21 protein-coding genes and 1 pseudogene are annotated in these 26,585 nt (G+C 64.8%); 6 read left to right on the top strand and 16 right to left on the bottom strand.

The features are described from left to right. Position 1: 1 nt before the first annotated feature. Positions 2-871, bottom strand: coding sequence for an L-rhamnono-1,4-lactonase (rhcC, locus tag EGH23_RS15005; RefSeq protein ID WP_220580803.1), 870 nt, complete (start codon positions 869-871; stop codon positions 2-4). A gap of 75 nt (positions 872-946) precedes the next feature. Between rhcC and EGH23_RS15000 the strand changes: the two genes are divergently transcribed. Further along, positions 947-1,249 (top strand): L-rhamnose mutarotase, encoded by a 303-nt coding sequence (locus EGH23_RS15000; RefSeq protein WP_220580802.1) that lies wholly within the window; start codon positions 947-949, stop codon positions 1,247-1,249. Position 1,250: 1 nt separating this feature from the next. Here EGH23_RS15000 and EGH23_RS14995 read toward each other — a convergent pair. From EGH23_RS14995 to EGH23_RS14975, 5 genes and pseudogenes are all read right to left on the bottom strand, one after another. Further along, a pseudogene (locus tag EGH23_RS14995) lies at positions 1,251-1,815 on the bottom strand (SDR family NAD(P)-dependent oxidoreductase). A gap of 1,486 nt (positions 1,816-3,301) precedes the next feature. Then, the gene (locus EGH23_RS14990) at positions 3,302-3,811 is read right to left on the bottom strand and encodes an IclR family transcriptional regulator (protein ID WP_425433234.1); all 510 of its coding nucleotides are present in this window, start codon (positions 3,809-3,811) and stop codon (positions 3,302-3,304) included. A 179-nt stretch (positions 3,812-3,990) separates the two neighbouring features. Continuing rightward, a complete protein-coding gene (locus tag EGH23_RS14985) occupies positions 3,991-4,131 on the bottom strand; it encodes a hypothetical protein (RefSeq protein ID WP_220580862.1) in 141 nt (46 codons plus the stop codon). 38 nt (positions 4,132-4,169) lie between these two features. After that, positions 4,170-5,504 carry a glycerate kinase type-2 family protein gene (locus EGH23_RS14980; RefSeq protein WP_220580801.1) on the bottom strand — a complete coding sequence of 445 codons (1,335 nt, stop codon included), beginning with the start codon at positions 5,502-5,504 and terminating at the stop codon, positions 4,170-4,172. A gap of 82 nt (positions 5,505-5,586) precedes the next feature. Next, entirely contained in the window at positions 5,587-6,657 is a 1,071-nt protein-coding gene (locus tag EGH23_RS14975; RefSeq protein WP_220580800.1) for a glycoside hydrolase family 88 protein, read from the bottom strand. A 1,267-nt stretch (positions 6,658-7,924) separates the two neighbouring features. Here EGH23_RS14975 and EGH23_RS14970 point away from each other — a divergent pair. Then, positions 7,925-10,762 (top strand): S8 family serine peptidase, encoded by a 2,838-nt coding sequence (locus EGH23_RS14970; protein ID WP_220580799.1) that lies wholly within the window; start codon positions 7,925-7,927, stop codon positions 10,760-10,762. Between the two features lie 298 nt (positions 10,763-11,060). Here EGH23_RS14970 and EGH23_RS14965 read toward each other — a convergent pair whose 3' ends face one another. Further along, a complete protein-coding gene (locus EGH23_RS14965; RefSeq protein WP_220580798.1) occupies positions 11,061-11,219 on the bottom strand; it encodes a hypothetical protein in 159 nt (52 codons plus the stop codon). A gap of 310 nt (positions 11,220-11,529) precedes the next feature. Between EGH23_RS14965 and EGH23_RS14960 the strand changes: the two genes are divergently transcribed. Continuing rightward, positions 11,530-12,354, top strand: coding sequence for a sugar phosphate isomerase/epimerase family protein (locus tag EGH23_RS14960; RefSeq protein WP_220580797.1), 825 nt, complete (start codon positions 11,530-11,532; stop codon positions 12,352-12,354). Between the two features lie 90 nt (positions 12,355-12,444). Here the strand turns inward: EGH23_RS14960 and EGH23_RS27035 are convergent, their stop codons facing one another. Then, positions 12,445-13,374 (bottom strand): EamA family transporter, encoded by a 930-nt coding sequence (locus EGH23_RS27035; protein ID WP_220580796.1) that lies wholly within the window; start codon positions 13,372-13,374, stop codon positions 12,445-12,447. Between the two features lie 251 nt (positions 13,375-13,625). On the opposite strand from EGH23_RS27035, the gene EGH23_RS14950 reads away from it, so the two are divergent. Further along, positions 13,626-14,708 (top strand): Gfo/Idh/MocA family protein, encoded by a 1,083-nt coding sequence (locus EGH23_RS14950; RefSeq protein WP_220580795.1) that lies wholly within the window; start codon positions 13,626-13,628, stop codon positions 14,706-14,708. 74 nt (positions 14,709-14,782) lie between these two features. Here the strand turns inward: EGH23_RS14950 and EGH23_RS14945 are convergent, their stop codons facing one another. The 6 genes from EGH23_RS14945 to EGH23_RS14920 all read right to left on the bottom strand — a co-directional run bounded on the left by EGH23_RS14945 (position 14,783) and on the right by EGH23_RS14920 (position 21,792). Continuing rightward, positions 14,783-16,018, bottom strand: coding sequence for a mandelate racemase/muconate lactonizing enzyme family protein (locus EGH23_RS14945; protein WP_220580794.1), 1,236 nt, complete (start codon positions 16,016-16,018; stop codon positions 14,783-14,785). A 263-nt stretch (positions 16,019-16,281) separates the two neighbouring features. After that, entirely contained in the window at positions 16,282-17,082 is an 801-nt protein-coding gene (locus EGH23_RS14940; protein WP_220580793.1) for a sugar phosphate isomerase/epimerase family protein, read from the bottom strand. Positions 17,083-17,174: 92 nt separating this feature from the next. Continuing rightward, a complete protein-coding gene (locus tag EGH23_RS14935) occupies positions 17,175-18,326 on the bottom strand; it encodes an ABC transporter ATP-binding protein (RefSeq protein WP_220580792.1) in 1,152 nt (383 codons plus the stop codon). An 82-nt stretch (positions 18,327-18,408) separates the two neighbouring features. Then, entirely contained in the window at positions 18,409-19,326 is a 918-nt protein-coding gene (locus EGH23_RS14930; RefSeq protein WP_220580791.1) for a carbohydrate ABC transporter permease, read from the bottom strand. Beyond that, positions 19,323-20,273 (bottom strand): carbohydrate ABC transporter permease, encoded by a 951-nt coding sequence (locus EGH23_RS14925; protein WP_220580790.1) that lies wholly within the window; start codon positions 20,271-20,273, stop codon positions 19,323-19,325. Before EGH23_RS14925 ends, EGH23_RS14930 begins: the two co-directional genes overlap by 4 nt. Positions 20,274-20,367: 94 nt before the next feature. Further along, positions 20,368-21,792 carry an extracellular solute-binding protein gene (locus tag EGH23_RS14920; RefSeq protein WP_220580789.1) on the bottom strand — a complete coding sequence of 475 codons (1,425 nt, stop codon included), beginning with the start codon at positions 21,790-21,792 and terminating at the stop codon, positions 20,368-20,370. Between the two features lie 281 nt (positions 21,793-22,073). Between EGH23_RS14920 and EGH23_RS14915 the strand changes: the two genes are divergently transcribed. Beyond that, positions 22,074-22,865, top strand: a complete 792-nt coding sequence (locus tag EGH23_RS14915) for an HpcH/HpaI aldolase family protein (RefSeq protein ID WP_220580788.1) — start codon at positions 22,074-22,076, stop codon at positions 22,863-22,865. A gap of 63 nt (positions 22,866-22,928) precedes the next feature. Here the strand turns inward: EGH23_RS14915 and EGH23_RS14910 are convergent, their stop codons facing one another. Continuing rightward, positions 22,929-23,984, bottom strand: coding sequence for an alcohol dehydrogenase catalytic domain-containing protein (locus tag EGH23_RS14910; protein WP_220580787.1), 1,056 nt, complete (start codon positions 23,982-23,984; stop codon positions 22,929-22,931). Between the two features lie 165 nt (positions 23,985-24,149). Then, positions 24,150-25,652: a CoA-acylating methylmalonate-semialdehyde dehydrogenase gene (locus EGH23_RS14905; protein ID WP_220580786.1), complete on the bottom strand. Its 1,503-nt coding sequence runs from the start codon at positions 25,650-25,652 to the stop codon at positions 24,150-24,152. A gap of 121 nt (positions 25,653-25,773) precedes the next feature. Between EGH23_RS14905 and EGH23_RS14900 the strand changes: the two genes are divergently transcribed. Next, positions 25,774-26,559, top strand: coding sequence for an SDR family NAD(P)-dependent oxidoreductase (locus EGH23_RS14900; RefSeq protein WP_220580785.1), 786 nt, complete (start codon positions 25,774-25,776; stop codon positions 26,557-26,559). The last annotated feature ends 26 nt before the right edge of the window (positions 26,560-26,585 follow it).

Raw genomic sequence — 26,585 nt, 5'->3', positions numbered from 1 at the left:
CTTACGACAGGCCGACGTGTTCCCGGAACGCCCGGTCGGTGATCCACTCTCGATCTTTCTCGGACAGCGAGTCCACCTGTCGGAGCCAGTTGTACGCCTCGGGATAGCCGGCGACGTCGCTGACGTTCGGGTAATCTGACCCCCAGATCACGCGCTCGCGGCCGAACGTGTCGAGGAACCACCGGACGTGGTCGTGCATGTCCGTGTAGGGGAACGTCGTCTCGGACATGTGAGGTATCTCCGAGACCTTCACCGCGACGTTCTCGTACGACGCGAGGTCCGCGAACTGCGCGAACGTCCCCTCGTCTGTCGGCGTCTCCGGTCCCGCGTGCGCGAAGTGGTCGAAGAGGTACGTGAGGTCGGGGTAGGTCTCGACGAGGTCGAGCGCCTGGTCCAGTTGCCCGTGGTCACAGAGGATCTGGACGGCGGCGTCCGTCTCGACGGCGGCCTCCCAGAAATCGGTCTCCGCGATGGCGTCCCGCAGCCACGTCACGTCCGGGTCGAACGTCTCCCACATCCGGTCGTAGGGACAGGCCGCACCGAGGCGGAAGCCGAGGATACCGTCCGTCGCCATGCACTCGCGGAGCCGGTCGGCCGCGTCGTCGGCGAACGGGTCCAGCATCACGATACCGTGCAGGCGGTCGTATTCCGCCGCCACCTGCCGGGTGTACCAATTGTCCGTCCAGTCGCAGATGGGGTAGCCGACGACGACGGCCTCGTCGACGCCGTTCCGGTCCATGTCGGCGAGGAGGCGGTCGGCCGTGTAGACGGTGTGTACGTCGAACCCGTCGACGAGGTCCAGCAGCGGCCCGTTCACCCAGGGGTGTTCGTCGCTCGCCGCGCCCCAGGCGTGGGTGTGGGTATCGAGCATACGCAGAGTGTTACCGGGAACCGCCCTAAATCTTACCCGCACAGCTAAGGACGACGCCGTCGAAGAGAACGCCGTATGGAACGAATAGCGTTCCACCTCCGCATCGAGGAGGGGCAACGGGAGGCGTATCGAGAGGAACACCAGGACGTGCCCGAGGCGCTCGAATCGGCGTATCTCGACTCCGACGCCGGACTGGAGACCTACAGCGTCTTCGAGAACGACGGGCACGTCTTCGGCTATATGGAGGTCGAAGACCCCGAGGCGATCAGAGCGGTCATGGAAGAGAGCGACGCGCAGGCCGACTGGGCCGAGGTGATGGAACCCATCGTCGCCGACGAGGGGAGCCACTGGATGGACGAAGTCTACCGGATGATCTGAGTCAGCCTTTCAGATACCCGCCGTCGACGGCGATGGACTTGCCGGTTATCCACTCACCTTCGTCGGAGAGGAGCAACACGGCGACATGACCGATATCCTCCGGTTGAGCGCGGCGTCTCGACCGTCCCCGGTTTGATCGCGTTCGCCGTGATGCCGTGGTCGCTGAGTTCCTTGGCCAGCACCGTCGTCAGCGTGCGCACTGCGGCCTTCGACGCTCCGTACGCTCCCTGCCCGCGGAAGGGCCGTTCCGCGCCCACCGACGAGACGTTCACGATACTCCCCTCGACGCCGTCGGCGATCATCTGTTCGGCGACGCGCTTCGCGACGAGGAACGTCCCCCTGGCGTTGACGGCGAACTGTCGATCCCACTCCTCGGCGCTCGTCTCCAGCAGCGGAACCGACCGCTGGATGCCGGCGTTGTCGACCAACCCGTGAATCTCGCCCAGCTCCGCGGCCGCCGCCTCCACCCCGGCGATGACGGACGCTTCCTCGGAGACGTCGACGTCTCCGTCGCCTTCTCGGGTCGCGTATCGAAAATCGAGACGTTCGCGCCGGCGCGAGTACATCCGCTGAGCGATGCCACGCCCGATTCCCCGTGCGGCACCGGTGACGACGATGTGCCGGCCCGCGAGCCGCGAGTCGGCGTGATCCGATACGTTCGACTGCGTATCACCCTGCATAGCGCCCCCAAAGCAGACTGTCGAGGTAAGCATAGGGGGTCGTAGTGGATACGACGACGCTAGCCGTACATACGGTGATCTCGGAAACCGTTGCGGTAGCTCTGAACCTTCGAATATCCGCTGGCGTCGCGGGCCGCGTTCGGTACTGGAGTGACCCGGATCGAGCCGTCTGCCCGCGCTGTCGAAGAGACGTCTGAGATACCTCTCCTGAACGAGGACCTAATATACGCTCATATATCTCGAATACAAGTCTATTCCGACGATACCGGATAGTTCCGGTACTCGAAACGACGCGAGCTCGGCCCCCGAGAAAGCAAAGACGAGGAGGGACGGGTTCGACCCCCGACTGACCGGCTCGGACGGCCGATGACCGATCTGTCGTTCAGGAGTCCTTCAGACGCCGTTTCGGCTCTGGAGTCGCGCTCGAGTGTTCGAACGACGATAGCTACGGCATCTCAGATACGTTCTCACACTTCACTAGTTATCAGGGTGAACTCGGTCGCCGCGTCCCTCCTTCCGGTATGGCCGGACAGATTATGCTCCCCTCGCTCTCAGAATCGGATTCTGGCGCATCGCTCATCGGTTCGCGGGTCGGGCGTGGGCCACGACCGACGAATAACGAATGCACTCTAGTTATGAAACACGGGGGTGCCGGAGAAGATACCCATCACCGCGGATATTTCGGCCGTTCTCGAACGGGCGACTCGGTTCGCGTACCTCACGAGATCGTAGTGTTATAGTGACTACCCCGTCAGTTTCTCTCGACGCCGGTGTAGTGATAGCAGAGACGAGCATGGGAAACGGGCGGTGTCTGAACCCGCCATCGATGTCGCTCGGGACATCCAGCGGACGGCGGTGTTCGGAGCGATCGCTACGGAACTCGTCTGAGTGGAATCGAGTCCCGGTGCGTGTCGGCGGTCGAATCCATCGGTCAGAAGTGTGCGTCCGGCATCACCGGATATCCCTTCGATCTCTGTATAGTGGCCGTCGACACCTCTCACTGCTCACGCTTCGAAGCGCCGCGCGTCTCGTCTGCACTACTGGAATAACGAATGTACTTATATTATTTATGTGGTGGACTACCTCCTCTTTCCGATCGTCGCGCCCGAGACGGAGCGACGACACAGCGGAAGAATGGCCGCAGAGGGTAACAGCGTCCGGTTCCTCTCGATACGTGTGCAGGCTACAGCCATTCGCCGACAGTTATTCCAATACTTATCTAGTAATAATGAATTAGTATCGTCCAATACAGGACTCACATCAACAGATAGTGAATTAGGTCGAAATTCGGCGGGTGATTCAGTACTGTTACCCGACGTACTACCATTACTGAGACCTCGCTCAGATTTGCTAATTTCCGTAGCAGGGATACTCACGTGTAGGTTGTGTTCAGTTCGATCACGTTCGCGACGCTCTTGAGTTTGGCCGGTAGCTCCTCTCGGAATCGCTCGTCCTGAAACCGGCTCGTCGGACCGGAGACGCCGATCGCGCCCTCGACGGTGTCGTTATTGTTGACGATCGGGACCGCCACGCAGCGGAGTCCCTTGACGCGGGCCTCGTCGTCGAAGGCGACGCCCTCCTCGCGGACGCGTTCCAGATGCGAAAACAGTTCCTCCAGGTCGGTGATCGTGTTCTCCGTCGTCGCCGGCATGCCGTGTCGGTCGAGTATCTCCTCGATCCGCTCTCGGGGGAGGTGCGCGAGAATCGCGTTCCCGAGACCGGTGTTGTGGAGGTAGACGCGCTGTCCGATGTACGAGTCTGTCTTCACGGCGTCGACGCCGTGGGCGCAGTGGAAATAGACGCCTTTCCCGTGCTGTTCGACGAGCAGGTTCGCCAGTTCGCCGGTCTCTTCGGCCAGTTCGGTTACCTCCTCTCTGGCGATGTCGTAGAGTCCGAAATATCGACCGGACCGAGCGATACGTCAGCCGCGACGGCGCGCCGTGGCTCGAAGCCTGGACCCTTCCCGGCGGTCGGACACCTGTTTCTACGCGAGAAGTCGAACCGACGTGGTCACAGCGGTGTGAAGTCGGATACGATACGGTACGGCCGTAAAACGAGCGGTTACCAGGACGTGACCGGGATCTCGCGAAGCGGTTTCGCCAGCGGCACGTCGACCGTCGGCGGGTCGTCGCAGGCCTCGACGATGGTCTCCTCGGGAACGGAGAGCGCGTTCGCTGCTATCGCTTGGGCGTTCGCGTCCATACTCCTCGTATCAGTCTGTCCGCTCATAAGCGTGCCCCTCACTCGCCCGCGTCGGGAACGACCAGGGCGATCACGTCGTTGACGTTCGTCCCGGTCGGCCCGGTTTCGATGGTCGCCCCGGCTGCCGAGAGGTACGACCCCGCGTCGTTCGCGAGGAGCGCCTCACGGGCTCGCTCGCGCTCACTCACGGTCGTCACGTCGGCGATGGCACCGGCAACGTCGGAACTGCCGTCCTCGCCGTCCGTGTCGACGGCGGCGACGACCGCGCTCCCGTCGTGTTCGAGCGCGCCGGAGAGGACGAGCTCCTGATTGGGACCGCCCCGCCCGCCGTCCCCGGTAATCGTGACCGTCGTCTCGCCGCCGGCGAGGAGGACGGCCGGCGGGTCGACCGGCGTCCCCGTCGCCGCGGCCTCCTCGGCGACGGCGACGAGCGGCTTCGCCACCTCGCGGGCTTCCCCTCGCAGGCGCGAGGTCAGGACGAGCGGCTCGTAGCCGCTCTCCCGTGCCACCGCGGCGGCGGCGTCGAGAGCCGTCGCGTTGTCGCCGACGAGGTGGTTCGTGACGCGGTCGAAGACCGAGTCGTCGGGGACCGGCGTCTCGGCTATCTCCCCGGCGTCGCCGGCTTCGAGGTGTTCGCGAACGGCCGCCGGCGGGTCGATGCCGTGACGGTCGAGCACCGCGAGCGCGTCTCCGTAGGTCGTCTCGTCCGGAACCGACGGCCCGCTCCCGATAGTCGAGAGATCGTTGCCGACCACGTCGCTCAGGAGCAGGCCGGCGACCGTCGCGGGGGCCGCTCGCCGCGCGAGCTGTCCGCCCTTCACCGCCGAGAGGTGCTTGCGGACGGCGTTGATCTCGTCGATGGGGACGCCGCCCTCGAGCAAGCGGTCCGTCGTCGTCTGTAGATCTTCGAGCGTCAGATCCCCGGCCGGCGCGGACAGGAGCGCGCTCGCGCCGCCGGTCAGTGCGAACAGGACGAGCGTCTCCTCGTCGGCCTCGTCGACGATATCGAGCATCGCGGCCGTCGCTTCGACGTTCCGTTCCGACGGCAGCGGATGATCGCCGACGACGCTCCGGACGGTCGTCGTGTCCGCCGGCTGTTTGACGACGACCCGCCCACCGGAGAGGGACTCGCCGAGTACGGATTCGAGCGCGCGCGTCACGCCGCCCGTCGCTTTCCCGCCGCCGACGAGGACGACGTCGGTGTACTCGCCGAGGTCGTATGTCGTCTCCCCGATGGTGAGCGTCTGGCCGGAGAGGTCGACGGCCGCGCGCGTGGCCGTCTCCGGCGAGGCGGCGTCGATAGCGGCCTCGATGCAGTCGAGCGCGACCCCGTGGCCACGAGTGGCCGCGAGCGCGCTTCGGTCGTGAATCATACGCCTACTTCCGAGCCGGTCGGTAAAAATCTGGCCTCAGCGGCCCGCGTCTCGCATCCGCGGCCCGTGGTCGTTCGCCCGGTCAGCGAGCGCTGTCCGCCGCCATGAGGTACCAGCCCTGCCCGTACGGCGTCACCGTCAGCGGCGCTTCCGGCCCGCCCGGTGGGCCGGCGACGCGGCCGACTTCGCCGTCGTCGTCGACGACGCGCGTCACCGCGTCGAGCGCGTCGGCCGCCGCGTCACCGTGCCGCGCTTCGCCGAGCAGTCCGAGTTCGACGCCGCGGTTGAACGCGTAGGCGAACATCAACGTCCCCAACGATTCGAGCGGGGTGTTCGGGTCGTCGACGAGGTTGTGCCAGAAGCCGCTGCCGTCCTGCAGCGGGAGCAGCGACTCGCAGTGGTCGCTGAACTGCTCGGCGAGCGCGTCGCGCCGGTCGTGGTCCGCGGGCAACCGATCGAGGATTTCGACGGCCGCGGCGGCCGCCCAGCCGTTCCCTCGCGCCCAGAAGGTCCCCTGCGGATAGTGGTTGGGCTCCTCGACCCAGATGTGACGGAACAGCCCGGTCCGCGGGTCGCGGAGGTGCTCGGCGTGGACCAGATACTGCTCGACGGCCTCGTCGTGTGCCGTCGGTTCCTCGGCCGCCTCGGCGTACCTGCTGAAGAACGGACACATCATGTACACCGAGTCGATCCACAGAGATTTGATGCCGGCCACCTCCGGGTCGTGGTGGGGGATACCACCGGTCTCCGTCCGGTTGACGGACATGAGCCACTCGTACTCGTTTCTCGCCGCGTCGAGGTACTGCTCGTCTCCCGTCCGCTCGTAGAAGTCGAGCACGCCGTGGCCGATCGCGGTCGTGTTGTTCGCGTTCATGCACTTCTTCACCGTCAGTTCCCAACTGGCCTCGTACTCTCGGCCGTGGCTGAAGACCTCGATGGGATAGCTCGGCCCGTATCCCAGCTGTCCGTCGTCGTCCTGCGTCGCGACGGCTCTGTCGACGAGCTCTCTGGCGGTCTGTACCGACTCTTCGCTCCCTTCTGCCAACAGTCCGTTGATCGCGACGCCGGTGATCCACGACTGTCCGTCGAGGTCGAGGGTCCGTAGATGCGACGCTGCACGTACTGCTGGGGGTGTAGAATTCTCTGACGCCATCTATCCGGCACCTCACCCCGTACCGTTAAAAAAGTGCGTGTCGGAGGGAGACTCCACCCTCCCGGTCAGTTAGCGAAATCGGAAATATCGGAGCGGATATATTGACTACTCTGCCTTCAGTAATTACTAATTCTCGAATGCGAAGGTTCTGATTCGGGAAAAGATCATACAATGTGGAATATGTCGATAGATGGTCAAATATGAACTCGAACTTCGCCAATTTGGAGTGGGAGAAGCTATATTTGGGATTGATCTGGCTATATTTTGAGTACAACTTCGAATACAGAAGGAGACCACGGGATCGAAACGAGTCGGCGGAAGTTGAACGAACCTGGACGGTCTCGCGTCGACGTTCGCAGGTCACCTCGCTGAACCGTTCGACGGTGAGAACGTAACTACCGCGAAATGCAGTTCAGACGTGGACCAGCGTCTCGACTGGTCGTACTGCGTCGCTCACCACGAGATAGAGCCGTACACGAAGGGAGGCCCATGGGAGCAGCGACTCCCAGTGAGGGCACCGTCGCCCGTCTTTCGTATCGGGCGACGAACGGTCGACGCTACATGCAGGGACCGTGCCTGCACCTTGTCATTCGTTGTCACTTGATAAATGCTTTCTGGTGAGACGATCGCGAACTGGTGAGCATCCATCGCTGACCGCTGGTCGCTCGTCGTCCCCGTCTCAGGCACATACTGATACGGGTCCGGATACTGGCAGTCGATAGTAACGGCCAATAGAGTTTTGAGAGGCTCTCGTCTATCCGTGGATGCACGTGTTCGAGCGTGCATTCGGAGATATCGAGAACACGCGTTCGGTAGTGGGGTGCTGTCTGATCCCAACAAGATGAGACAGCGTGGCTCTCTCGTACGAAGGGAGGTGGTCGTGCCACTCCACCGTTGCAGTTCTGATATCGCGGGAGGAAGTCGCTCTCCTCTCGCCTTCGAGCGGAAGCGCTCGCGATGCCGGTCGGGTGTGATTAGTGTCGAGTGAACCGAGTTCGCTACAGAGTAGTCTGTCGAAAACGATCCCGAGACGGTCGCCCGATGATCCGTCGAACTCCTCTTCGGCACCAGCCGCTCACGAAGCGCCGTCGGTCGATACGGCTCGTGGGTATCGGGAAGTTTCGGTCGGAACGTGCGGTAAGCGGCGACTAGCCGAGCGGATTCGGGGTCGTTACCGCATCTCAGACGCTGTGACGACTCACTATCACGACTGGGCCGTTGCGCGTGTCACAACTGTTTCGCGTTTGTATTGCGTTTCTAACTATTTATGCCGAGACTGCGTCTCGACTATGTCCCGCTGTCAGACCGCCGTCGCTCGACGCCACGCAGGTACCACGTGGGGAAGCGTTCGATGATCGCTCGCCGGTGGGTCGCCGTCGTCCTCGGGGGGACACTCGTGGTGTCGCTCGTCGCCGTGACGGGATTCACCGGCGCGGCCGCGACAGACGACCCGAGCGCGGTGCCGGCCCCGCGACCGGACACCGGAGCGGAGCGAGTCTCGACCGGCGACTCGGCCGCCGCCGTCGACCCCGCGCTCCGGAACGCGACCGGTACCGTCGATATCTTCGTTCGATTGGACGCGGAAACCGACACCGACCGGCCGACGACAGTGGCGGCGCTGAAAGATCGGAGCGATCGGACGCAGGCATCGGTTCTGCAGTACGCGGCCGCCCGCGACGGGGTCAGCGTCGAAAACAGGTTCTGGCTCGTCGACGGCGTCCTCCTCCGGGCCGACCTCGACCGCGTGAACCTCGCTCGAATCGCGGCGCTCGACGGCGTCGCGTCGCTCGCGCGGCTCCCGGAGTCGTCGGGAACGGCCGGGAGTTCGGTGAATGCGTCGGAGCCGCCGACTCCGGCCCCGAACGGCTCCGAGTGGGCGGCGGTGTCACGGGCGGGCACGCAGCGCCGAGTAGCCGACCAGTCGGCGGGGCCGGCGTGGCAGGTCACCGCGACGAACGCCTCGGCGGTCTGGTCGGAGTACGACACCCGCGGGGACGGGACCCGAGTCGCCGTCCTCGACAGGGGCATAGCGCCCGCCCACCCGACGCTGTCGCTCTACACCGAGAACGAAAGCGACCCGACCTACCCCGGCGGCTGGGCCGAGTTCGACGCCGACGGCCGTCGCGTGTCCGACTCGCGCCCGCATCTCGAAAGCGCCCACGGTCAGTCGACCAGCGGGCTGGTCGCCGCCGACGGAACCGGTCAGTACCGAGCGATGGGCGTCGCGCCCGACACGCAGCTGCTGCACGGGCTCGTCGAGAGCCGCGCGTCGGCGATCGCGGGCATGGAGTGGGCGATAGAGAACGGCGCGGACGTCGTCAGCATCAGCCGGACTCAGAGCGGGCCGACCGCCCGCTACGACCCGCTGGTCCGGGCGGTCTGGCGCGCCCAGCGGCTCGGCACTGTGGTCGTCGCGTCGACGGGGAACGACGGGGCCGGCTACGTTTCGGCCCCCGGGAAAATCTACGAGACGGTCGGCGTCGGAGCCCACGATCCGGACGACCGCGTGACGACGTTCTCCGGATCGAGTCGGCGGGCTCTCTTCTCGGGTCCGTACAGCAGAGACCGCAGTAGAGTTGTCCGATACCCCCGAACCTGGCCGCTGACCTACGACAAACCGGACGTGGTCGCGCCCGGAACCGACCTCCCGGTGCCGTACGGGACGAACGGGACCGGCACCTTCCGGGGAACGAGCGGAGCCGCACCGGTAGCTGCCGGAACCCTCGCGCTCGCTGAGAGCGCCGCCGGTCGGGACGTCCACCCCGGAGTCTTGCAGACGGCGCTGCGCTGTTCGGCGCGCCCGCCTGCTAACGTCGCCGACCTCGACGCGAGCCGCTACGGTGGGGGCACCGTCGACGCCTACGCGACGACGGAGCGAGTCGTCGAGGGACAGGGCCTCCGCGGAACGGTGCGTAACGAGAACGGGGAGCGCATCGAACAGGCTCACGTCACCGTCAGCGACTGCGCGTACTACAGCTCGCATAGTGGTACCTACGGGCTCTCGACTGCTGCCGGCGAGCAGACGCTGACGGTCGACGCGCCCGGCTACCGCTCGAAAACCGTCGCTGTCGCCGTCCCCGACGGCGAGTACGTCGAGCGGGCGGTCCGCCTCGAACGGGCCGGCGTCGTCGAGCGCTGGAACGACACCTATCCCGAGGACTTCGAAGCCGACGACGTGGGGACCGTCCGCGCGGCGGTCGCGGACCTCCGTGCGGTCCGGCTCGCCGCCGGCGAGAACAACACCGTCGACCCCTCGCGCGTCTCCGTCGAGATCGAGTACGACGCCCACGAGACCGGCGGGCTGTACGCCCGATCGTCCGTGGAACTCGGGAGCCGCTATCAGCTATCGACGCCGCAGACGAACTACGTCCTGTTCCACGTCACCGTCGACGGCGAGTACGAGGGTCGACTCGACCTCGACGTGACCCTCTACGGCGACGGCGAGTCGGCGACGCGGGACGTGACCGCGACGTTCTCGGAACCGACGCCGACAGAGACGGCGACCCCGACCCAGACGGCGACCCCGACCCAGACAGCGACCCCTGCCCCGACGGAGACCGCGACGCCACGGTCAGTGGAGACGGCCACGACGACGGGCACACCGACTGCGACACCCACGCCGACCCGAACTTCGACTCGAACCGCTTCTTCCAGACCACTGTCTACGGAGATGCCGACACGAGCGGCACCGACGCCGACCGCGACGGCATCGGGCCAGTCGACAGCGTCGGATCCGTCTCAGTCGACCACTGAGGACGACCGCGGGTCGGTCCCGGAGAGCGAAGTAGCGACGGACGATCTACCGAGCCGAGCGACGGCTACGGCGACGCCGGTGCGGAGTACGGACCGGTCGACGGTGACGCCGACGACGGGCACGGCTGACGACGGTTCCCGGACTGCGTCCGCCACGACTGGCGACGATGCGTCAGAAACGGCCGTCGACGACGCGCCGAACTCCTCGCGATCGGTTAGCGAGGGGACGCCGACGCGGTCCGATAGTTCGGGACCGTCGAACGGGACCGCATCCGGAACCGAGACGGCGACGCTGTTGAGCGTCGCGGTCGTTCTCGGTGCGCTCCTCGTCGGCAGCCGAGTACTGTACTAGCCGCGTCCCGCCCCCGCCTCGGCGGCTTCGAGTACCGCCTCGAAGGTGCGTCGAGTTTCGTCGCGGTCCGTCTCCTCACCTATCGATTAACCGATATTTTCGTACCGATCTCAAATCGAGAACATATCAGACGATTCCGAAGATATAAGTCCCGACTTGGCTATAGATCTGCTCTTAAAGGTAGAATCTGTCTAAAAAATAATAGATAAGAATATAAATACGCCATATTTGGTATTATTAAGACCATTTTATAGATAAAATTCGAAATATAGATATACTTGGCGTGCAGATATGATGTTCAGTCGTTCTCGCGGGTCCGAATGGCGTCGAACCACTCCTCGGCGATGACGACGAACGCCGAGGGGCGGGCCGCCCCGCGGATCTGAGCCAGCCGGCGACGGCGGCGACAGCGCGGCCCACGGCGACACGAAACGACGAGGCGTAGCCATTCAGCCAACGACGCCGCTCACCGCCCGTTCGGCTCTTGCGAACCTGCCCCGAGCGGGCCGTAGCGTGCCGGGATAGAGCGGAACGACGTTTCGCTTCTTCTCCCACAGAGAGGGCGATAGCACAGTTACCAAGTGTCGCGGAACACGGACGGATATAACGCACGTACTTTTGTTATCGGACGCGCGACGTCGTTCGTCACTTACGAAAGGATAGCACAGGAGAGATTGGACGTCGGAGGTTCCGGACGAGCCGTCGCGAGCTCGGGACCTCGACGAAACGGCCGAAACTATTTGACCGTTGCCCGCGCGTGACCTGGTATGGGTCTCGGGTACACGACCATGATGTACGACAGTACGGAGATAGCAGCGGGTATCGGCGACGTCGCCGCCTGCCAGTACGACGGCGTCGAAATCGGCCTGGAAAAGGTTCGAGAGGCGGGTCCCGATAGAGTAGACGCGCTGGTCGAGGAGTACGACCTCGACCTCTACTGCGTGATGAGCGAGTGGTTGGAGACGGAAGCCGCGGTAGACAGGGTTGCGGCCGACCTCGATATGCTCTCGGACCTCGGTGTGAACCACATCGGACTCCTCCCGCCACAGCGTAACCGACAGGACGACGCGACCGTCGAAGAGTGGTTCACACGGCTTAGCGACGCGGCGACGGACGCGGGCGTGACGCCGCTCGTCCACCACCACGGGGCGACGCACGTCGAACAAAACGACGAGGTGCGCCGACTCCTCGACGCCGTGGACGGACTCGAACTCCTGTGGGACACGGCTCACTACTACCCCTACGGCGAGAACTTCCCCGAGGGCGACGTCACCGACGGCATCGAACGGTTCGCCGACGACATCGGCTACGTCCACCTGAAGGACGTGGCCCCGCCGACCGGATTCGGCGAGATGCGCGACAGCCTCTCGGCGGGCGACTTCCACCTCGACCACGTCATCAACTACTTCCGTTCCTTTACCGACCTCGGACGCGGCACCATCGACTTCGAGGCGGTCAGCGAGACGCTGGAGGATGTCGGTTACGATGGCGACATCACCATCGAAATCGAGAACCGGACGGAGAAACCGCTGGTCCACGCCAAGGAGAACTACGACTACTGGCGAGATATTCGGCCCAAGGAAGACCAGTAGAGTCGCTCTCGAACGTCGCGTTCGTTTCTGCCAAACACCACGTCAGAGAGACGTGTCCACCGAACCGGGCCGACGTTAGTCCACTGGTCTTCAGGCCAACTGCATGAGCGTTGCGCCGACGACGATGGCGGTTATCCCGCCGAGTATCCGCGGCGACCTCGGCACCCGTCGGATAGCGAGGTAGGAGATGGCGACGACGACGAGCGGATAGACGTTCGAGAGCGGCACGACGGTCACGACGGTACCGATCCGGAGCGCCGAGAACCACGCCAGCCAGTTCCCGGCGACGAAGACGCCGGCCAGCGTGAACGCGACCAGCGCCGTCCGGTCGCGGATACCGACCTGCCGCCGTGAGGTTCCCGACGCACCGAAGAGCGCGAGGAACGCGAGGAGCGCCGCCGTCTGTCCGATGGCGGTCCCGACCAGCGAGTCGTCGATACTGTTCAACCCCATCTTCACGAGGACGAACGAACAGCCGAGCATCGTCATCGCGACGAGCGGAACGAGGAGGTCCCGCAGGTCGACCTCGGCCAGTTCCTCGACGAGCAAGTCGTCGTGTGTGCCCTCGCCCGTCTCCGAGGTCTGTAGCACGACGCCGCCGGCGACGATACAGAGGAGTCCGCCGGCGGTGACGGCCGTGAACGATTCTTCGAACAGGGGAACGGCGAGTATGGCCGCGATAGCGGGGTTGGCGCTGACGATGGCCGCGGAGATGCGAGCGCCGATACGGTCGATGCTCTGAAAGTAGAGGAGCCGAAACGCCGCCGGATTGGCGAGCCCGGCGACCACGAACGGCGCGACCGCGCCGAGCGTCAGCGCGTCGAAGGAGACGCCTCGGACGAGCAGGAGCGCCCAGAACACGACGACGCTGACGACGATGCTGACGACGGCGGCCGCGAGCGCGGGTGACCGGTCGTCGGCGTACTCGCCGTTCTCCATCCCGTACTCCACCGAGACGGCCTGCAGCCCCGAGAACACCGAGGCGAGGAGCGCGAGCCCGGTGCTGAGTTCGAGTATCACGCGAACCGTTCCCTCGTCGGGACCGCGGTTCGCAGACGGCGGCGGTCTACTGGTGGCGCGCTGTCGGGAACTATACGGCTGTCGAAACGTACCGCGTTCGTGGATGGCGACATCTGTCGGTAACGGCCCTCGTGACGGCTAGAACAGTCGTCCCCTCGGGCATAAGTGTTTACGACGGCCTCGACGGCCGGGCGTTCGTCCAGTTGCGGACCACCAGAAGCTATAACAGGCACTGCAAGAAAGTTCGGGTGATGCGATTCGGAATCATCGGCTGTGGCCTCGTCGCACAAGTCATGCACATTCCCTACCTCGCGGAACTCCCCGAGGCGGAGCTACATGCCTTCGCTGACCCCGCGGAGGGACGTGCGGAGACACTCGCGGACCGATACAACGTTCCGCACGTCTACGCGGGACACGAGGACCTCCTCGCCGAGGTGGGCGACGACCTCGACGCCGTGGTCGTCCTCACGCCGTCGCACACGCACGCCGACGTCGCCGTCGACGCACTGGACGCCGGCGTCAACACGCTCGTCGAGAAACCGATCGCGACGAGCCTCGAAGACGCCGACCGGATGGTCGAAGCCGCCGAAGCCAGCGACGCGACGGCGATGGTCGCGTACATGAAGCGGTACGATCCGTCCTACGAGCGCGCACAGGAAGTCGTCGACGACCTCGAGGAGATCGACCTCGTCACCGCCTACGACGTGGACCCCGACCACTTCCGTATCGTCAAGGAGGTGTACGACCTCGTCGAGGGCATGCCGCCGGAGGATCTCATCGAAGAGAGCGTCACTAAACGGCGAAACGACATGGAAGCGGCCATCGGGACGGACGACGAGCTGCTCCTCGACGCCTACGACTTCCAGTTAGAACACGTCTGTCACGACGTGAACGCCCTCCGGGGGCTGTTCGGAGCGGTCGAGAGTATCGACCACGTCAATATCTTCGCCGAGGGACGATACGCGACGGCCCACCTCACCTACGAGGACGGCGTCGAGTGCATCCTCGAAACGGGCGACTCCGACCGCAAGTGGTTCGAGGAGTTCGTCCGCGTCGACTCGCCAGACGGGATGGTGAAAGTCGACTTCTCGAACCCGTTCATCAAGAACACGCCGACCGAACTGCAGGTCAAGCGGGGCATCGAAGGCCTGACCGACTCGGTGGAGACGCCGTCCTACGAGGAACCGTTCAAGCGCGAACTCTCGTACTTCGTCGACTGCGTCGAGGGAGAGAGCGACGTTCGGACGACGTTCGCCGAGGCGCGCGAGGACCTGCAGGTCATCGTCGACCTGTTTCGGACGTACCGCGGCGAGAACCCTCGCTCAGCGGACTGAATTTCCCCGGCCCGCCCTCTGAAACGTCGGCTCGCCGTTCACGGCCGTTCTGTACGGAAAAAGCGAGCGCGACGCTATTCTTTGCGGTGTTCTTCGACGACGTCCCAGTCGAGTTCGATACCCAGCCCCGGTGCGTCAGGAACCTGAATACGACCGTTCTGGATGAAGTCCTCCTCGCGGGCCAGCAGGTCCTCCCACCATGGCACCTCGCGGGCGTGGTACTCCAGGGCGACGAAGTTCGGCACCGTCGCGCCGACGTGGACCGTCGCGGCGGTGGCGACGGGACTGCCGATGTTGTGGGGAACGAGCGCCTGATAGTACGCTTCGGCCATCTCGGCGACTTTCTTGGTCTCGGCGATGCCGCCCGTCTTGGGCACGTCCGGAGCGAGGAAGTCCACCGCCTGATCCTCGATGAGGTCGCGGAAGCCGTGGCGGCCGTAGCGGTTCTCGCCGGTCAGGAGGGTCGCGTCGACGCGGCGCTTCAGCTCCCGCATCGCGTCGGTGTTCTCCGGCGGCAGGGGGTCCTCGATCCACGCGAGGTCGTACGGTTCGAGCGCGCGGCAGAGGCGCTCTGCGGTCTCGGGGCTGAAGTTCCAGTGGAGGTCGACGGCCACCTCGGCGTCGTGGCCTATCTCCTCGGTGACGGCCTCGACGACGCGCTTCTTGTGGTCGATCTCGGGCGGGTCGAAGTGCCGCGAGAGCGTATCGACCTCGCGGCCCGAGGGCACGTCGAGGTCGAACTTCACGATGTCGAAGCCGTCCTCGACGGCCGCTCTGGCTGCCTTCGCGTACGCTTCGGGTTCGTACGTCGAATCCTCCTGCCCTTCCTCGGCGGATTCGACCATCGCCTCGCCGGCGTGACAGTCCGCGTAGACGACCACTTCCTCGCGGGTCTTCCCGCCCAGCAGTTGATACACCGGTTGGTCCAGCAGTTTCCCGGCGGCGTCCCAGAGCGCCAGTTCGACGCCGCTGATGGCGATGGTGCCGACGCCCTCCTGCGAGCCGCGGCCGGAGAGGCTCCCGCGCATGAGGTTGTACAGCCGTTCGACGTCGGTCGGATTCTCGCCGACCAGTACGGGGCGGAGGTAGTCGGTGATGATCTCGTGGACGCCCGGCGACGGGTACGCCTCGCCGATGCCGGTGACGCCCTCGTCGGTCTCGACGGTGACGATAGTCCACGGGAAGTTCCCGTCGACGACTATCGTATTCAGGTCGGTTATCTCTGCCGCGGGGCCGTCCGCCCGGCGGGGCGTCTCGTCGAAGTCGGCCCACATCGTCGCTGCGAGTTTGGAAGCGAAGTCCTCGTACATGATTGGTGTCTCGTATTCAGTGGTACCGGACTCGGTCCCACGTCGGAAGTGGAACGCACCGGTGTACCGCGTTTCTCGGCAACTCGGCAAGAGAGGGGTAGCGATAGCGCGTATCGCCGTGACGACCCCAGTCCGTGCCGAATCGCATCGTCCGTCATATCCACGCTCGGCCAGTTATAAGTTCCGATGAATCGGGTGTTCTACGCCTTCGCTTGCAGTGGAATCGACGGTCGCGATTCCGGGGACCGCCGCCCGGTCGGGAGTCACTCCGTCACGCTTCGATGGTGGTCGACGTTCTGTTTCGCGTGGACGAGCGGGCGCTCTCGCCGGTTCTCGATCTCGATTGTCTGGTGGCCGTCGTAGCCCACGTCCGCGAGCGCCTCGTCGATGGCTTCGAAGTCGAGTTCGCCCTCGCCTAAGTCCCTGAACGCCCAGATGAAGTTGATGATGCTGTCGAAGTCGACCTTTCCCGCCGTGAGGTTCTCGACGTGCGTCTCGAAGCCGGCCGGCGAGGCGATGTCCTTGAGGTGGACGTACGCGATGTCGTCGGCGTACCGTTCGATACCCTCGACGACGTCGCCGTAGGGGTGGTAGTGAGCCGTATCGAACAGGAGTTCGACGCTGTCGGGCGTCCGGTCCAGCCACTCGCGTATCTCGTCCGGCTGTTCGATGTGCGCGCCGCCGTGGTGGTGGAGGACGACGGTGACGCCCGCGTCCTCGGCGGCCGCGGCGATGTCGTGGAGCCACGTCTCGAAGTCGTCGTCGGAGACCTGTCCGCGAGGCGGCGGCAGGATGCCGAGGAAATCCGCGCCGAGGTCGGCGGCGAGCGCCGCCCCGTCGATAGCGTCCTCCGCGTCGTCCTCCGTCAGCAACCAGCCGGCCATCACGCAGTAGAGGTCGAGGTCGTACTCGTCGAGGAGGTCGTCCACAGTCTCGGGCCCGGACTTCCGGAGCTTCCCGAGCCCGATTTCGAGACCGTCGTATCGGCAGGCGGCGACGTCGCCGATACCGGTCTCGACCACTTCCCTGGGATCGTACATGATAGTCGTGTAACCGAGTCCCATGACTACTAATAACGAGATTCGTCGGCATTAATCTTTCTGAACGTCGACAGTACTATTTTCAGAAGGAAGCGGAGCGGGAACGTGAGGTCGAGTTACTGCGACTGCGGTTCCGTCTCGGCGGAGGAGGTGGCGCGCTTCGTGCGTTCGATGGAGTCGGTCTCGGCGATGCGGTCCCCGGACTTCGGATCGAACCCGTGGGCGAGTTGCTCGTCGATACCGAGCCAGACGGTCTCCCCGCGCGAGGCTTCCACCGTGCTCGGCGCGACGATGGTCAGTTCGATGTCGTCGCCGACGTGGACGTCGATTATCTGCTCGTCGCCCTGCGGCTCGGTCACTTCGACTTCCGCTTCGATCGCGTTGTCGGTCGGTTCCGTGTGGACGTTGAAGTACTGCGGGCGGACGCCGAGCGTGAACTCGTCGTAGTCGCGGTATCGCTCCGCGACCGACGGCTGGAGTTCGACGTCGAACGCGTCGGGCGCGCGCTTCGCGCGGATGCGGTCCCCGTCGGTCTCGACTTCGACGAAGTTCATCGACGGGCTGCCGATGAAGCCGGCCACGAAGATGTTGGCCGGCTCGTGGTACACCTCGTCCGGCGAGCCGATCTGCTGGATGTTGCCGTCGTCCATCACGACGAGCTTGTCGCCAAGGGACATCGCCTCCTCCTGGTCGTGCGTGACGTACAGCGTCGTGATGTCCATCTCCCGCTGGAGGACTTTGATTCGACTGCGCATGCTCACCTTGAGCTTCGCGTCCAGGTTGGCGAGCGGCTCGTCCATCAGGAAGACGGCCGGCCGTCGGATGATGGCCCGCCCCAGCGCGACGCGCTGCTGTTGGCCGCCGCTGAGGTTCGCGATGTCGCGGTCCAGCAGCTCCGGGATTTCGAGCATCTCCGCGACCTCCTCGACGCGCCGTTCCTTGTCCTCCGTGTCCACGTCCGCGACCTTCAGCGGGTAGCCGATGTTCTCGCGGACGGTCATGTGCGGGTACAGCGCGAAGTTCTGGAACACCATCGCGATGTTCCGATTCTTCGGGTGGACGTCCGTCACGTCGTGATCGTCCAGCGTGATCGTCCCGGACGTGGGCTGGGTCAGTCCGGCCAGACACCGGAGCGTCGTGGTCTTGCCACACCCGCTCGGTCCGAGCAGGATCGTGAACTCGCCGTCGTCGACGTGTAGGTTCACGTCCTCGATCGCGATCGTATCGCCGTACTGTTTCCTGACTGAGTCGTATTCGACTGTAACCATAGTTAACGTGCCTCCGTAGCCGCGTCTCTCGCCGCCGGTCGGCCGACCGGGGAAGCGCTTCCTCTCTGGAACGGGAACTGCGTCATTTGCCGACCGCCCCCATGCTGAACCCGCGGACGAGCTGCTGGCGCGCGACGAACGCGAACAGCAACACCGGCACGAGGGCGATAGTGGCTCCGACGCTCATGTTGATCCACTGGACCGAGAACTTCGTCACGAACGACGCCAGCCCGACCGGGACGGTCATGGCGTTGCTGTTCAGCGCGAGGATGACGGCGAACAGCAGCTCGTTCCACGTGATGATGATCGTGAAGATCGCCGAGGCGATCAGTCCCGGCTTCACCAGCGGGACGACGATCTTGAAGAACGCGCCCAGGTGCGTGTGCCCGTCGATCATCGCCGACTCGATGAGGCTGTCGGGCACCTCCTCGAAGAACCCCTTCATCATCCAGACGGCGAATGGGATGTTGAACATCGTGTAGACGAGGATGAGTCCCGGGAGCGTGTTCACCAGTCCGAACCCGCGGAAGATGACGAACAGCGGGATGACGGTGACGATCGGCGGCATGAACCGCGTCGACAGGATGTAGAACGGCAGGTGGAAGTCGAGGTCGTAGGGGTAGTCGAACGTGACGAACGCGTAGGCCGCCATCGCGCCGATGGTCGTCGCGATGATAGTCGTCGTGATAGTGATGATGGTGCTGTTGATGATGAACTGGACGAAGTCCGGCCGCTGGGCGAACAGCTGCGCGTAGTTCTCGAAGTGGAGGTTCCACGGGATCCACATCGGCGGGAACGACAGCAGCGTCTGCCGGGTCTTCAGCGTCGCCGTCACGAGCCAGTATATCGGGAACAGCGTCCAGACGAGGAACACCCCCAAGAGCCCGTAGGTGACGGCTTTCGAGACGCCGTATTCGTCGAGCGTCTCCCGGAACTTCTCGAGTCCCGACGGCTGTTCGTAGGGCAGTACGTTCGTCTGAGTGTCTTGTTTCGTCGTCATGAGCCGAACTCCACGTTTGCGATCTTGACGAAGCTCATGGCGAGGATCAGCACGACCACGAGCAGCGAGACGGCCATCGCCGAGGCTTCGCCGAAGTTACTGAACCGGAACGCGGTCCGGTACATCTGCATGCTGATCACGTTCGTCGCGCTCCCGGGGCCGCCGCGGGTCAGGACGAACACCTTCGCGAACACCCGCAGCGCGTCCACGAGGCGGATGATCAGCACCAGCACGATGAGCGATTTGAGGTACGGCAGCGTGATGTGGAGGAACCGCTGCCAGCGCGAGGCCCCGTCCATGACGGCCGCCTCGCTGATGTTGTCCGGAACCGACTGCAGGCCGGCGAACAGCACGAGGACGACCAGCGGCGTCCACTGCCAGATGTCGGTCAGGATGACCGAGTACAGCGCCACGCTCGTCTCGCTGACCCAGCCGACGTTGGCCCCGCCGGTCAGCGGGGCGACGATGTAGTCGAGCAGGCCGTTGGGCGCGTACAGCAGTCGCCAGATGAGCCCGATGACCGTCGGCGAGAGGATCATCGGGATGAGGATGAGCGTCTGCCAGAGCCCGCGGAGCTTGATCTTCTTGTTCAACAGCAGGGCGATGCCGAAACCCAACAGGAACTCGACGCCCACGGCGATGCCGACGAACTGGGCGGTGACGACCAGCGAGTTGATGAACGCCTCGTTGCTCAGCAGGTCGACGTAGTTCTGGATACCGACGAACGTCGTTCCCGTCGGGAGGAACTGCATCGTCGACATCTGCAGCGCGCGCACCAGCGGGTAGAACGTCAGCGCGAACAGGATGAAGACGGCCGGCAGCGTCATCAACCACTTCAGGTGGTCGTCGACCCACAACAGGGTCTTCTCTCGCGTCGACTGCTCGGTTTCGAGGTGGCTGACGTCGGTCGTCGTGAATTCGCGGTCAGCCTCCGTCTCAGTGGCCATCGACGTTCTGCCTCCCTCTCGTAGCGTGAGTGCGGCTCGGTACCGGTGCCGCTGGTCGCCGTGATAGACGGGTGCTTCTTCGGTTCATATCGAGTTATTCGTAGTAGCCGGCGTTGCTGAGCGTCGATTCGATCTGATTCTGCGCTTTACTGGTCATCTCACTGGGCGAGAGGTCGCCTGCCAGGCAGGAGTTGAGCAGCTGGCCGTGGCTGACGCCGAACTCGGAGTAGAGCGGCGTCCGGGGCCGCCACTGCGCGTTCTGCAGGCTCTCGTACAGCGCCGGGAACCACGACTGCGCGTCCATGTGGTTCTCGAAGGTGTCGTGGCGGAACGGGACGCCGCCCAACTCGACGTACTTCGACTGGGCTTCCGCGGAGATCGACGATTGGATGACCTCGCCGGCCGCCTTCTTCTTCGAGTCGGAGACGAAGCTGTTGATCCCCATGATCCAGTTCCCCTGCGTCGGTGCCTGCCGCTTCGCGCCGGTGTGCCCTTTCGGAATGGGAATGAACTCCAGGTTGTTCGCCTCCTTGGACTGTTCGGGGTCGAGCAGCAGCGACGCGGCCGAGGGCCACGCCGGAGCCTGTGCGGCCGACCCGCTTCCGAGCCCGTTGAGCACGGCGTCGCTGTTGAACGAGGTGACGCCATCGGGACTGATCTCCCGGAGTTGCCTGGCCCAGAACTCGACTGCGGCCGTTCCCGACTCGCTGGCCCAGTTGTATCGCCAGTCCTTGTTGAACATCTCCCCGCCGATGGCGTTGCCCAGCGAGAAGAAGTTCGCCATCGCGGGGTTGCCGCGCTTCCCCCGGATGATGTACCCGTTCGCGCCGTCGACCTGCTCCGTTATCTTCTTGCCGGCGCTGAGGACGTCGTCCCACGTCTCCGGAGCGTCGGCACCGACCTGGTCGTAGTAGCCCTTGTTGTAGGCGTAGAGCTGCGTGTTGCCGACGATGACCTGCCCCTTGACGGTCGATTCCTTGCCTTCCGCCGACGGGACTTTCGGCGCGCCCGGCGTCGGCCATTTGGCGATCTCCTCGACCTGGTCGATGAGCGCGTCCGACGGGAGTTCGCCGGGGAGCCAGTCCAGCAGCGGGTCCATGTTGGCCGCGAACTGCGGGAACCACGGGTCGTCCATGAACATGATGTCGTACGCGTCGCTCTGGGCCGAGAGGATGCTGCTGGTCTTCTCGAAGAGGTTCGCGTACGGGAACAGCTGGACGCTGACGTCGATCCCGGTGTCGTCGCTCACGTACTCGTCCATGAGCCGCTTGAACAGCCGCCCGGACCCCTCGACCGCCGCCACCGAGAGCTCGCTCGCCGCTTGGTTCGTCCCGCTGCCGGTCGACCCGCCGCCCCCGTCGCCGCCATCGCCACCGTCGCCGCCGCCACCGCCGCAACCGGCGAGTGCGACCGCCGACGCCACGCCGGTACTGGCGATGAAACGACGCCGGCTCAGCGTCGACCGACTCTTTTCTCTGGCCGAATCACTATCTACACTTGGCTGGCTCTCAGACGCCATACGCCGACTGTTGGTTTCCTCTGTTATAAAATATGTGGTTAATTCGAATACGTGTCGTCGCTCGTCGGCACTCGGGACACTGATAGCACGCTATCGACGTCCATCCGGACGTACGAAGTCCGAACTCGACAACCGAATTACGAATGCAGCGTCGTACCAGAGCCGATTCGACCCGCATATTTTTATGGCTTCGAATGAATCGTTCGTGACATAGAGGCAGTCACTGCCAGTCTGCGCCCACGCGGGCGAATCGCTGGCGAGACTGCCCTCACGCGATAACTATGACACACATCAAGGACGCGATCGAGGGCCGCGACTACCCCTTCGGCACGTGGACCTCCATCGGACACCCGGCGGTCGCAGAAGGACTGGCACAGCTCGACCTCGACTTCCTCCTGGTCGACATGGAACACACGACGATGTCCCTCGAAACCGTCGAGAGCATGGCCCGCGCGATCGACGCCGCGGAGAGCGATACGAACGCGGTCGTGCGGGTCCCGTGGAACGATCCGGTTCGACTGAAGCGGGTCATCGACATCGGCATCGCCGGCGTCATGGTCCCGATGATCGACGACGCGGAGGAGGCCCGCGAACTCGTCCGGTCGCTGCGCTATCCGCCGGACGGCATCCGCGGTATCGCCGGGAGCCGCGCGACGGGGTACGGTCGGAACTTCCAGGAGTACGTCGACAACGCAAACGGCTCCATCCTGACCATCGCCCAGATCGAGACCGAGGCGGGCCTCGAGAACGCCGAGGAGATCGCTCGCGTCGACGGTATCGACGCGCTGTTCGTGGGCCCGGCCGACCTCTCGGCGGCCCTCGGGCTGTTCGCCGAGTGGGACACCGACGAGTTCGCCGACGCCGTCGAGTCGGTGATCGAAGCCGGGAACGACGCCGGGACGCCGGTGGGAACGCTGACCGTCGACACCAGTGTCATCGAATCGCGAATCGAGCAGGGCTTCGACTTCCTCATCGCGGGGAAGGACATCTCGCTGCTGATGGACAGCGTCGAGAGCGCGCGGTCGGACTACGAGGCCGCTCTCGAAGCGGCGATTCCCGCGTCCTCGGACTGACTCCTCTCTCTCCGTTCAGTCTCCGTCCGCGACTCTGTGAGGCCGCGTTTCGGACTGCAGTCGCTATTCGAAGGTGACGACCGTCTTCGTCGTCGTCTCGTCGTCGTCGAAGGCCGCTTCGGCCTCCTCGGGAGCGAAGACGCCGGTTATCAGGCCGTCGAGCGTCTCCGTATCCGTCTCGGCGAGCCACTCGCTCGCGGCCTCGAAGTGGCTCGCCCGGGAGTTCACGACGCCGAGGAGCGCCTTGTTCTCGACGACGAGGCCCGCGTGGAACTCGCCGAGGTCGATCTCCGCCTCCGCCGACCCGGGGATCCCCTGAAGCGTCGCGACGCCGTTCGAAGCCAGCGCCGAAACCACTTCCACGGCGTGGTTCGGATGGCCGGTCGCTTCGAAGGCGAAATCTATCGGCTCGTGCGTCTCGGGTATCGCCTCGGGCGGCGTCGCTCTCGAATCGACGTACGTCCCCCCGACGGACTCGACGAAGTCGACCGTCGGGTCCGGCCGGTCCCGCCGGCCGAGGCAGTACGTCCGCTCGAACTCAGGCCGGTCGGCGAGACGTGCGAGCGCCAACAGCCCCAGATTGCCGTTTCCGAGCACGAGCGCCGTCGAGGGAGACCACTCGAACGCCGACCGCGCCGCGAACGCCTGTTCGAGCGACTTCTCGACGAGACTGGCCGGCTCGACGAGAAAGCCGTAGTCGGCGACCGACTCGGGGACGACGACGAGGTGCTCCGGCCGACTCGCGAAGAACTCCGCCATGTAGCCGTGCGCGCCGAATATCCCGCGCTCGACGAACGTGTCGGGTTCTGCCATGTCGAGCTCGTCGGACGAGCCGCCGGCATCGTCGGTCGGTCGGCGCACCAGCGGGACGACGAAGTCACCGCGTTCGAGGTCCGTCCCGTTCGGGTCCTCGACGACGCCGACCGTCTCGTGGCCGAGGACGAGGTGGGCTTCGCCCTCGGGGAACTCGCCGATCTCGCCGTCGACGATTCGCCTGTCGGAGCCGTCGATACCGACCGAGAGCGTTCGAACCAGGACTTCGCCGGCTGCCGGTTCCGGTCGGGCCTTCTCGACGAGACGGAGCGCCCTGTCTTCGCGCATGAGTGCGACTGCTTGCATAGATACGGGCGTAGCGTCTCAACGGTAGCATATAGTTTCTCGGTAGCCGTCGGCTCGGCCGTGGGCGGCCTGCTGCTCGGAACGTGCCGTCGTTACACGAGTCCGCGAGCGAGGCGAAAAATTCGGACCGCACGTCGAAGGGGTAGCTGGGGCCGCGAGAGGGTTTCAGTTGCTGTACCAGCGCTGGATCTCGATCGTCTTGTCCGTGTAGAAGTTCACGGCGTCCTCGCCCTGCGCGTGGAGGTCGCCGAAGAACGAGCCCTTCCGGCCGCCGAAGTGGAAGAAGCCCATCGGCGCGCAGACGCCGACGTTGATGCCGATGTTGCCCGCGTCCACCTCGTAGCGGTACTTGCGCGCTTCCGCGCCGTTCTCTGTGTACAGCGAGGAGGCGTTGCCGTACTCCGTGCTGTTGACCATCTCGATGGCCTCGTCCAAATCGTCGGCCTTCGTCAGGGCCATCACCGGGCCGAAGATCTCGGTCTGAGTGATGTCCATGTCGACCGTGGTCCCCTCCAGTAGCGTCGGGCCGAGGAAGTTCCCGTCGGGGTAGTCCGGATGCTCGAAGTCACGGCCGTCGACGACGAGGTCCGCGCCTTCGTCGACCGCGTCCTCGATCATCTCGACGACCCGGTCGGCCGACTCGCCGGTGATGAGCGGACCGACGTCCGTGTCCTCGTCGAGGCCGTTGCCCACGGTGAGGTCGTCGATGTCGTCGAGGACCTCCTCGCGCAATTCGTCGTAGGCGTCGCCGATGCCGACGACGACGTCGTTGGCGAGACAGCGCTGGCCCGCGTTGCCGTAGACGGAGCCGATGATGTTCGGCACCGACTGTTCGAGTTCGGCGTCCTCGGAGACGACGGCGTAGTTCTTCGCGCCGCCCTGCGCCTGGACGCGCTTGCCGTGTTCGGCGGCCGTCTCGTAGATGTGCTGGGCGACGGGCGTCGAGCCGACGAAGGAGACGCCGGCGACGTCGTCGTGTTCCAGCAGCGCGTTGACCGTGTCGGCGCTCCCGTTGACGAGGTTGACGACGCCGTCGGGGAAGTCCACGGCGTCGACGGCCTCGAAGATGAGCTGGGAGCTCAGCGGGACTTTCTCGCTGGGTTTGAGGATGAACGTGTTGCCGGTGGCGACGGCGTAGGGCAGGAACCACAGCGGAATCATCGCCGGGAAGTTGAACGGCGTGATGGCCGTGAAGACGCCTAACGGCTGCCGAACGGCGTGTTCGTCCATGTTCGGACCGATCCCTTCGACGTTGCCGCTGCCCTCGCGGAGCATGTTCGGGATGCCCGCGGCGACTTCGACGTTCTCGATGCCGCGGCGGATCTCGCCGCGGCCCTCGGCCAGCGTCTTGCCGTGTTCGCGCGTGAGCGCCTGTGCGATGTCCTCCTGACGGTCTTCGAGTTCCCCCTTGAGATCGAAGAGGTACTGGACGCGGTCGACCGGCGAGGTCGCCCGCCAGTCTTCGAAGGCGTCGTCGGCCGTCTGTACCGCTTCGTCGACCGTCTCCGCGGTGGAGTACGGTACGTCCGCCAGCGTCTCGCCCGTCGCCGGGTTGACGAGCGGCTGGCCGTCGTCGCTCTCGACGGATCGCCACTCGCCGCCGACGTAGTTCTGCACGGTGTCGGGTACGGCAGTCGCCGCTGGCGACTGCTCTTGCTTGCTCGTCATACATGCAGACCGACTGTGTGAAGGTACATAGGTGTTACGCACGGACGACCCGTGTCAGCGCGGGCCGCTACTACCGTGACGCCACCCAACGCTTATCAGAGTCGGGTCGGAGGGGGACAGTATGGGACGTGTCAACTTCGACTTCACAGGAGAGACTGTCATCGTCACCGGCGGTAGTTCCGGCATCGGCCGGGCCATCGCGCTCGCGTTCGGAGAGGCCGGAGCGACGGTGGTGAGCGCGGATATCGACCCCGACCCGAAGGACGTCGACGCAGAGCGGCCGACTCACGAAGCCATCGAGGCCGACGGCGGCACGGCCGAGTACGCCGAGACCGACGTCTCGAATCCGGACGACCTCGCGGCCGTCGTCGAGGCCGCCCGCGAGTACGGCGGCGTGGACGTGATGGTGAACAACGCCGGCTGGTTCACCCGCGGCGACCTCTTCTCGGTCGACCGGGAGACCTTCGAGCGAATCCACGGCGTCAACACGAACGGCGTCTTCTTCGGCACGCAGGCGGCCGCCGCGGACATGCGAGAACGAGGCGACGGCGGCGTCATCGTCAACACGGCGTCGATCAGCTCGACGCACGCTCAGCCCGACCAGATACCCTACGACTCGACGAAGGGCGCGATCAGGATGATGACGCGCGGCGCGGCGCTGGAACTGGCCGACGAGGACGTGCGGGTCAACGCCGTCGCGCCGGGCCACATCGCCACCGAGTTCGGCTCCGGTGCCGAGAGGAAAGAGGAGTCCGTCGCCGCCGACGACCTGCTGAAGCCCATCCCGCTCGACCGGCCGGGCTATCCCGAGGACATCGCGCCGACGGTGCTCTTTCTCGCCAGCGACCAGGCCGACTACGTCACCGGCGAGATGGTGTACGTAGACGGCGGCTGGCAGACGTTCTGACTGACTGACGACAACCACTTTATATC

Source organism: Haloarcula nitratireducens (assembly GCF_019599505.1).
This window is presented reverse-complemented; position numbering and strand designations above follow the sequence as displayed.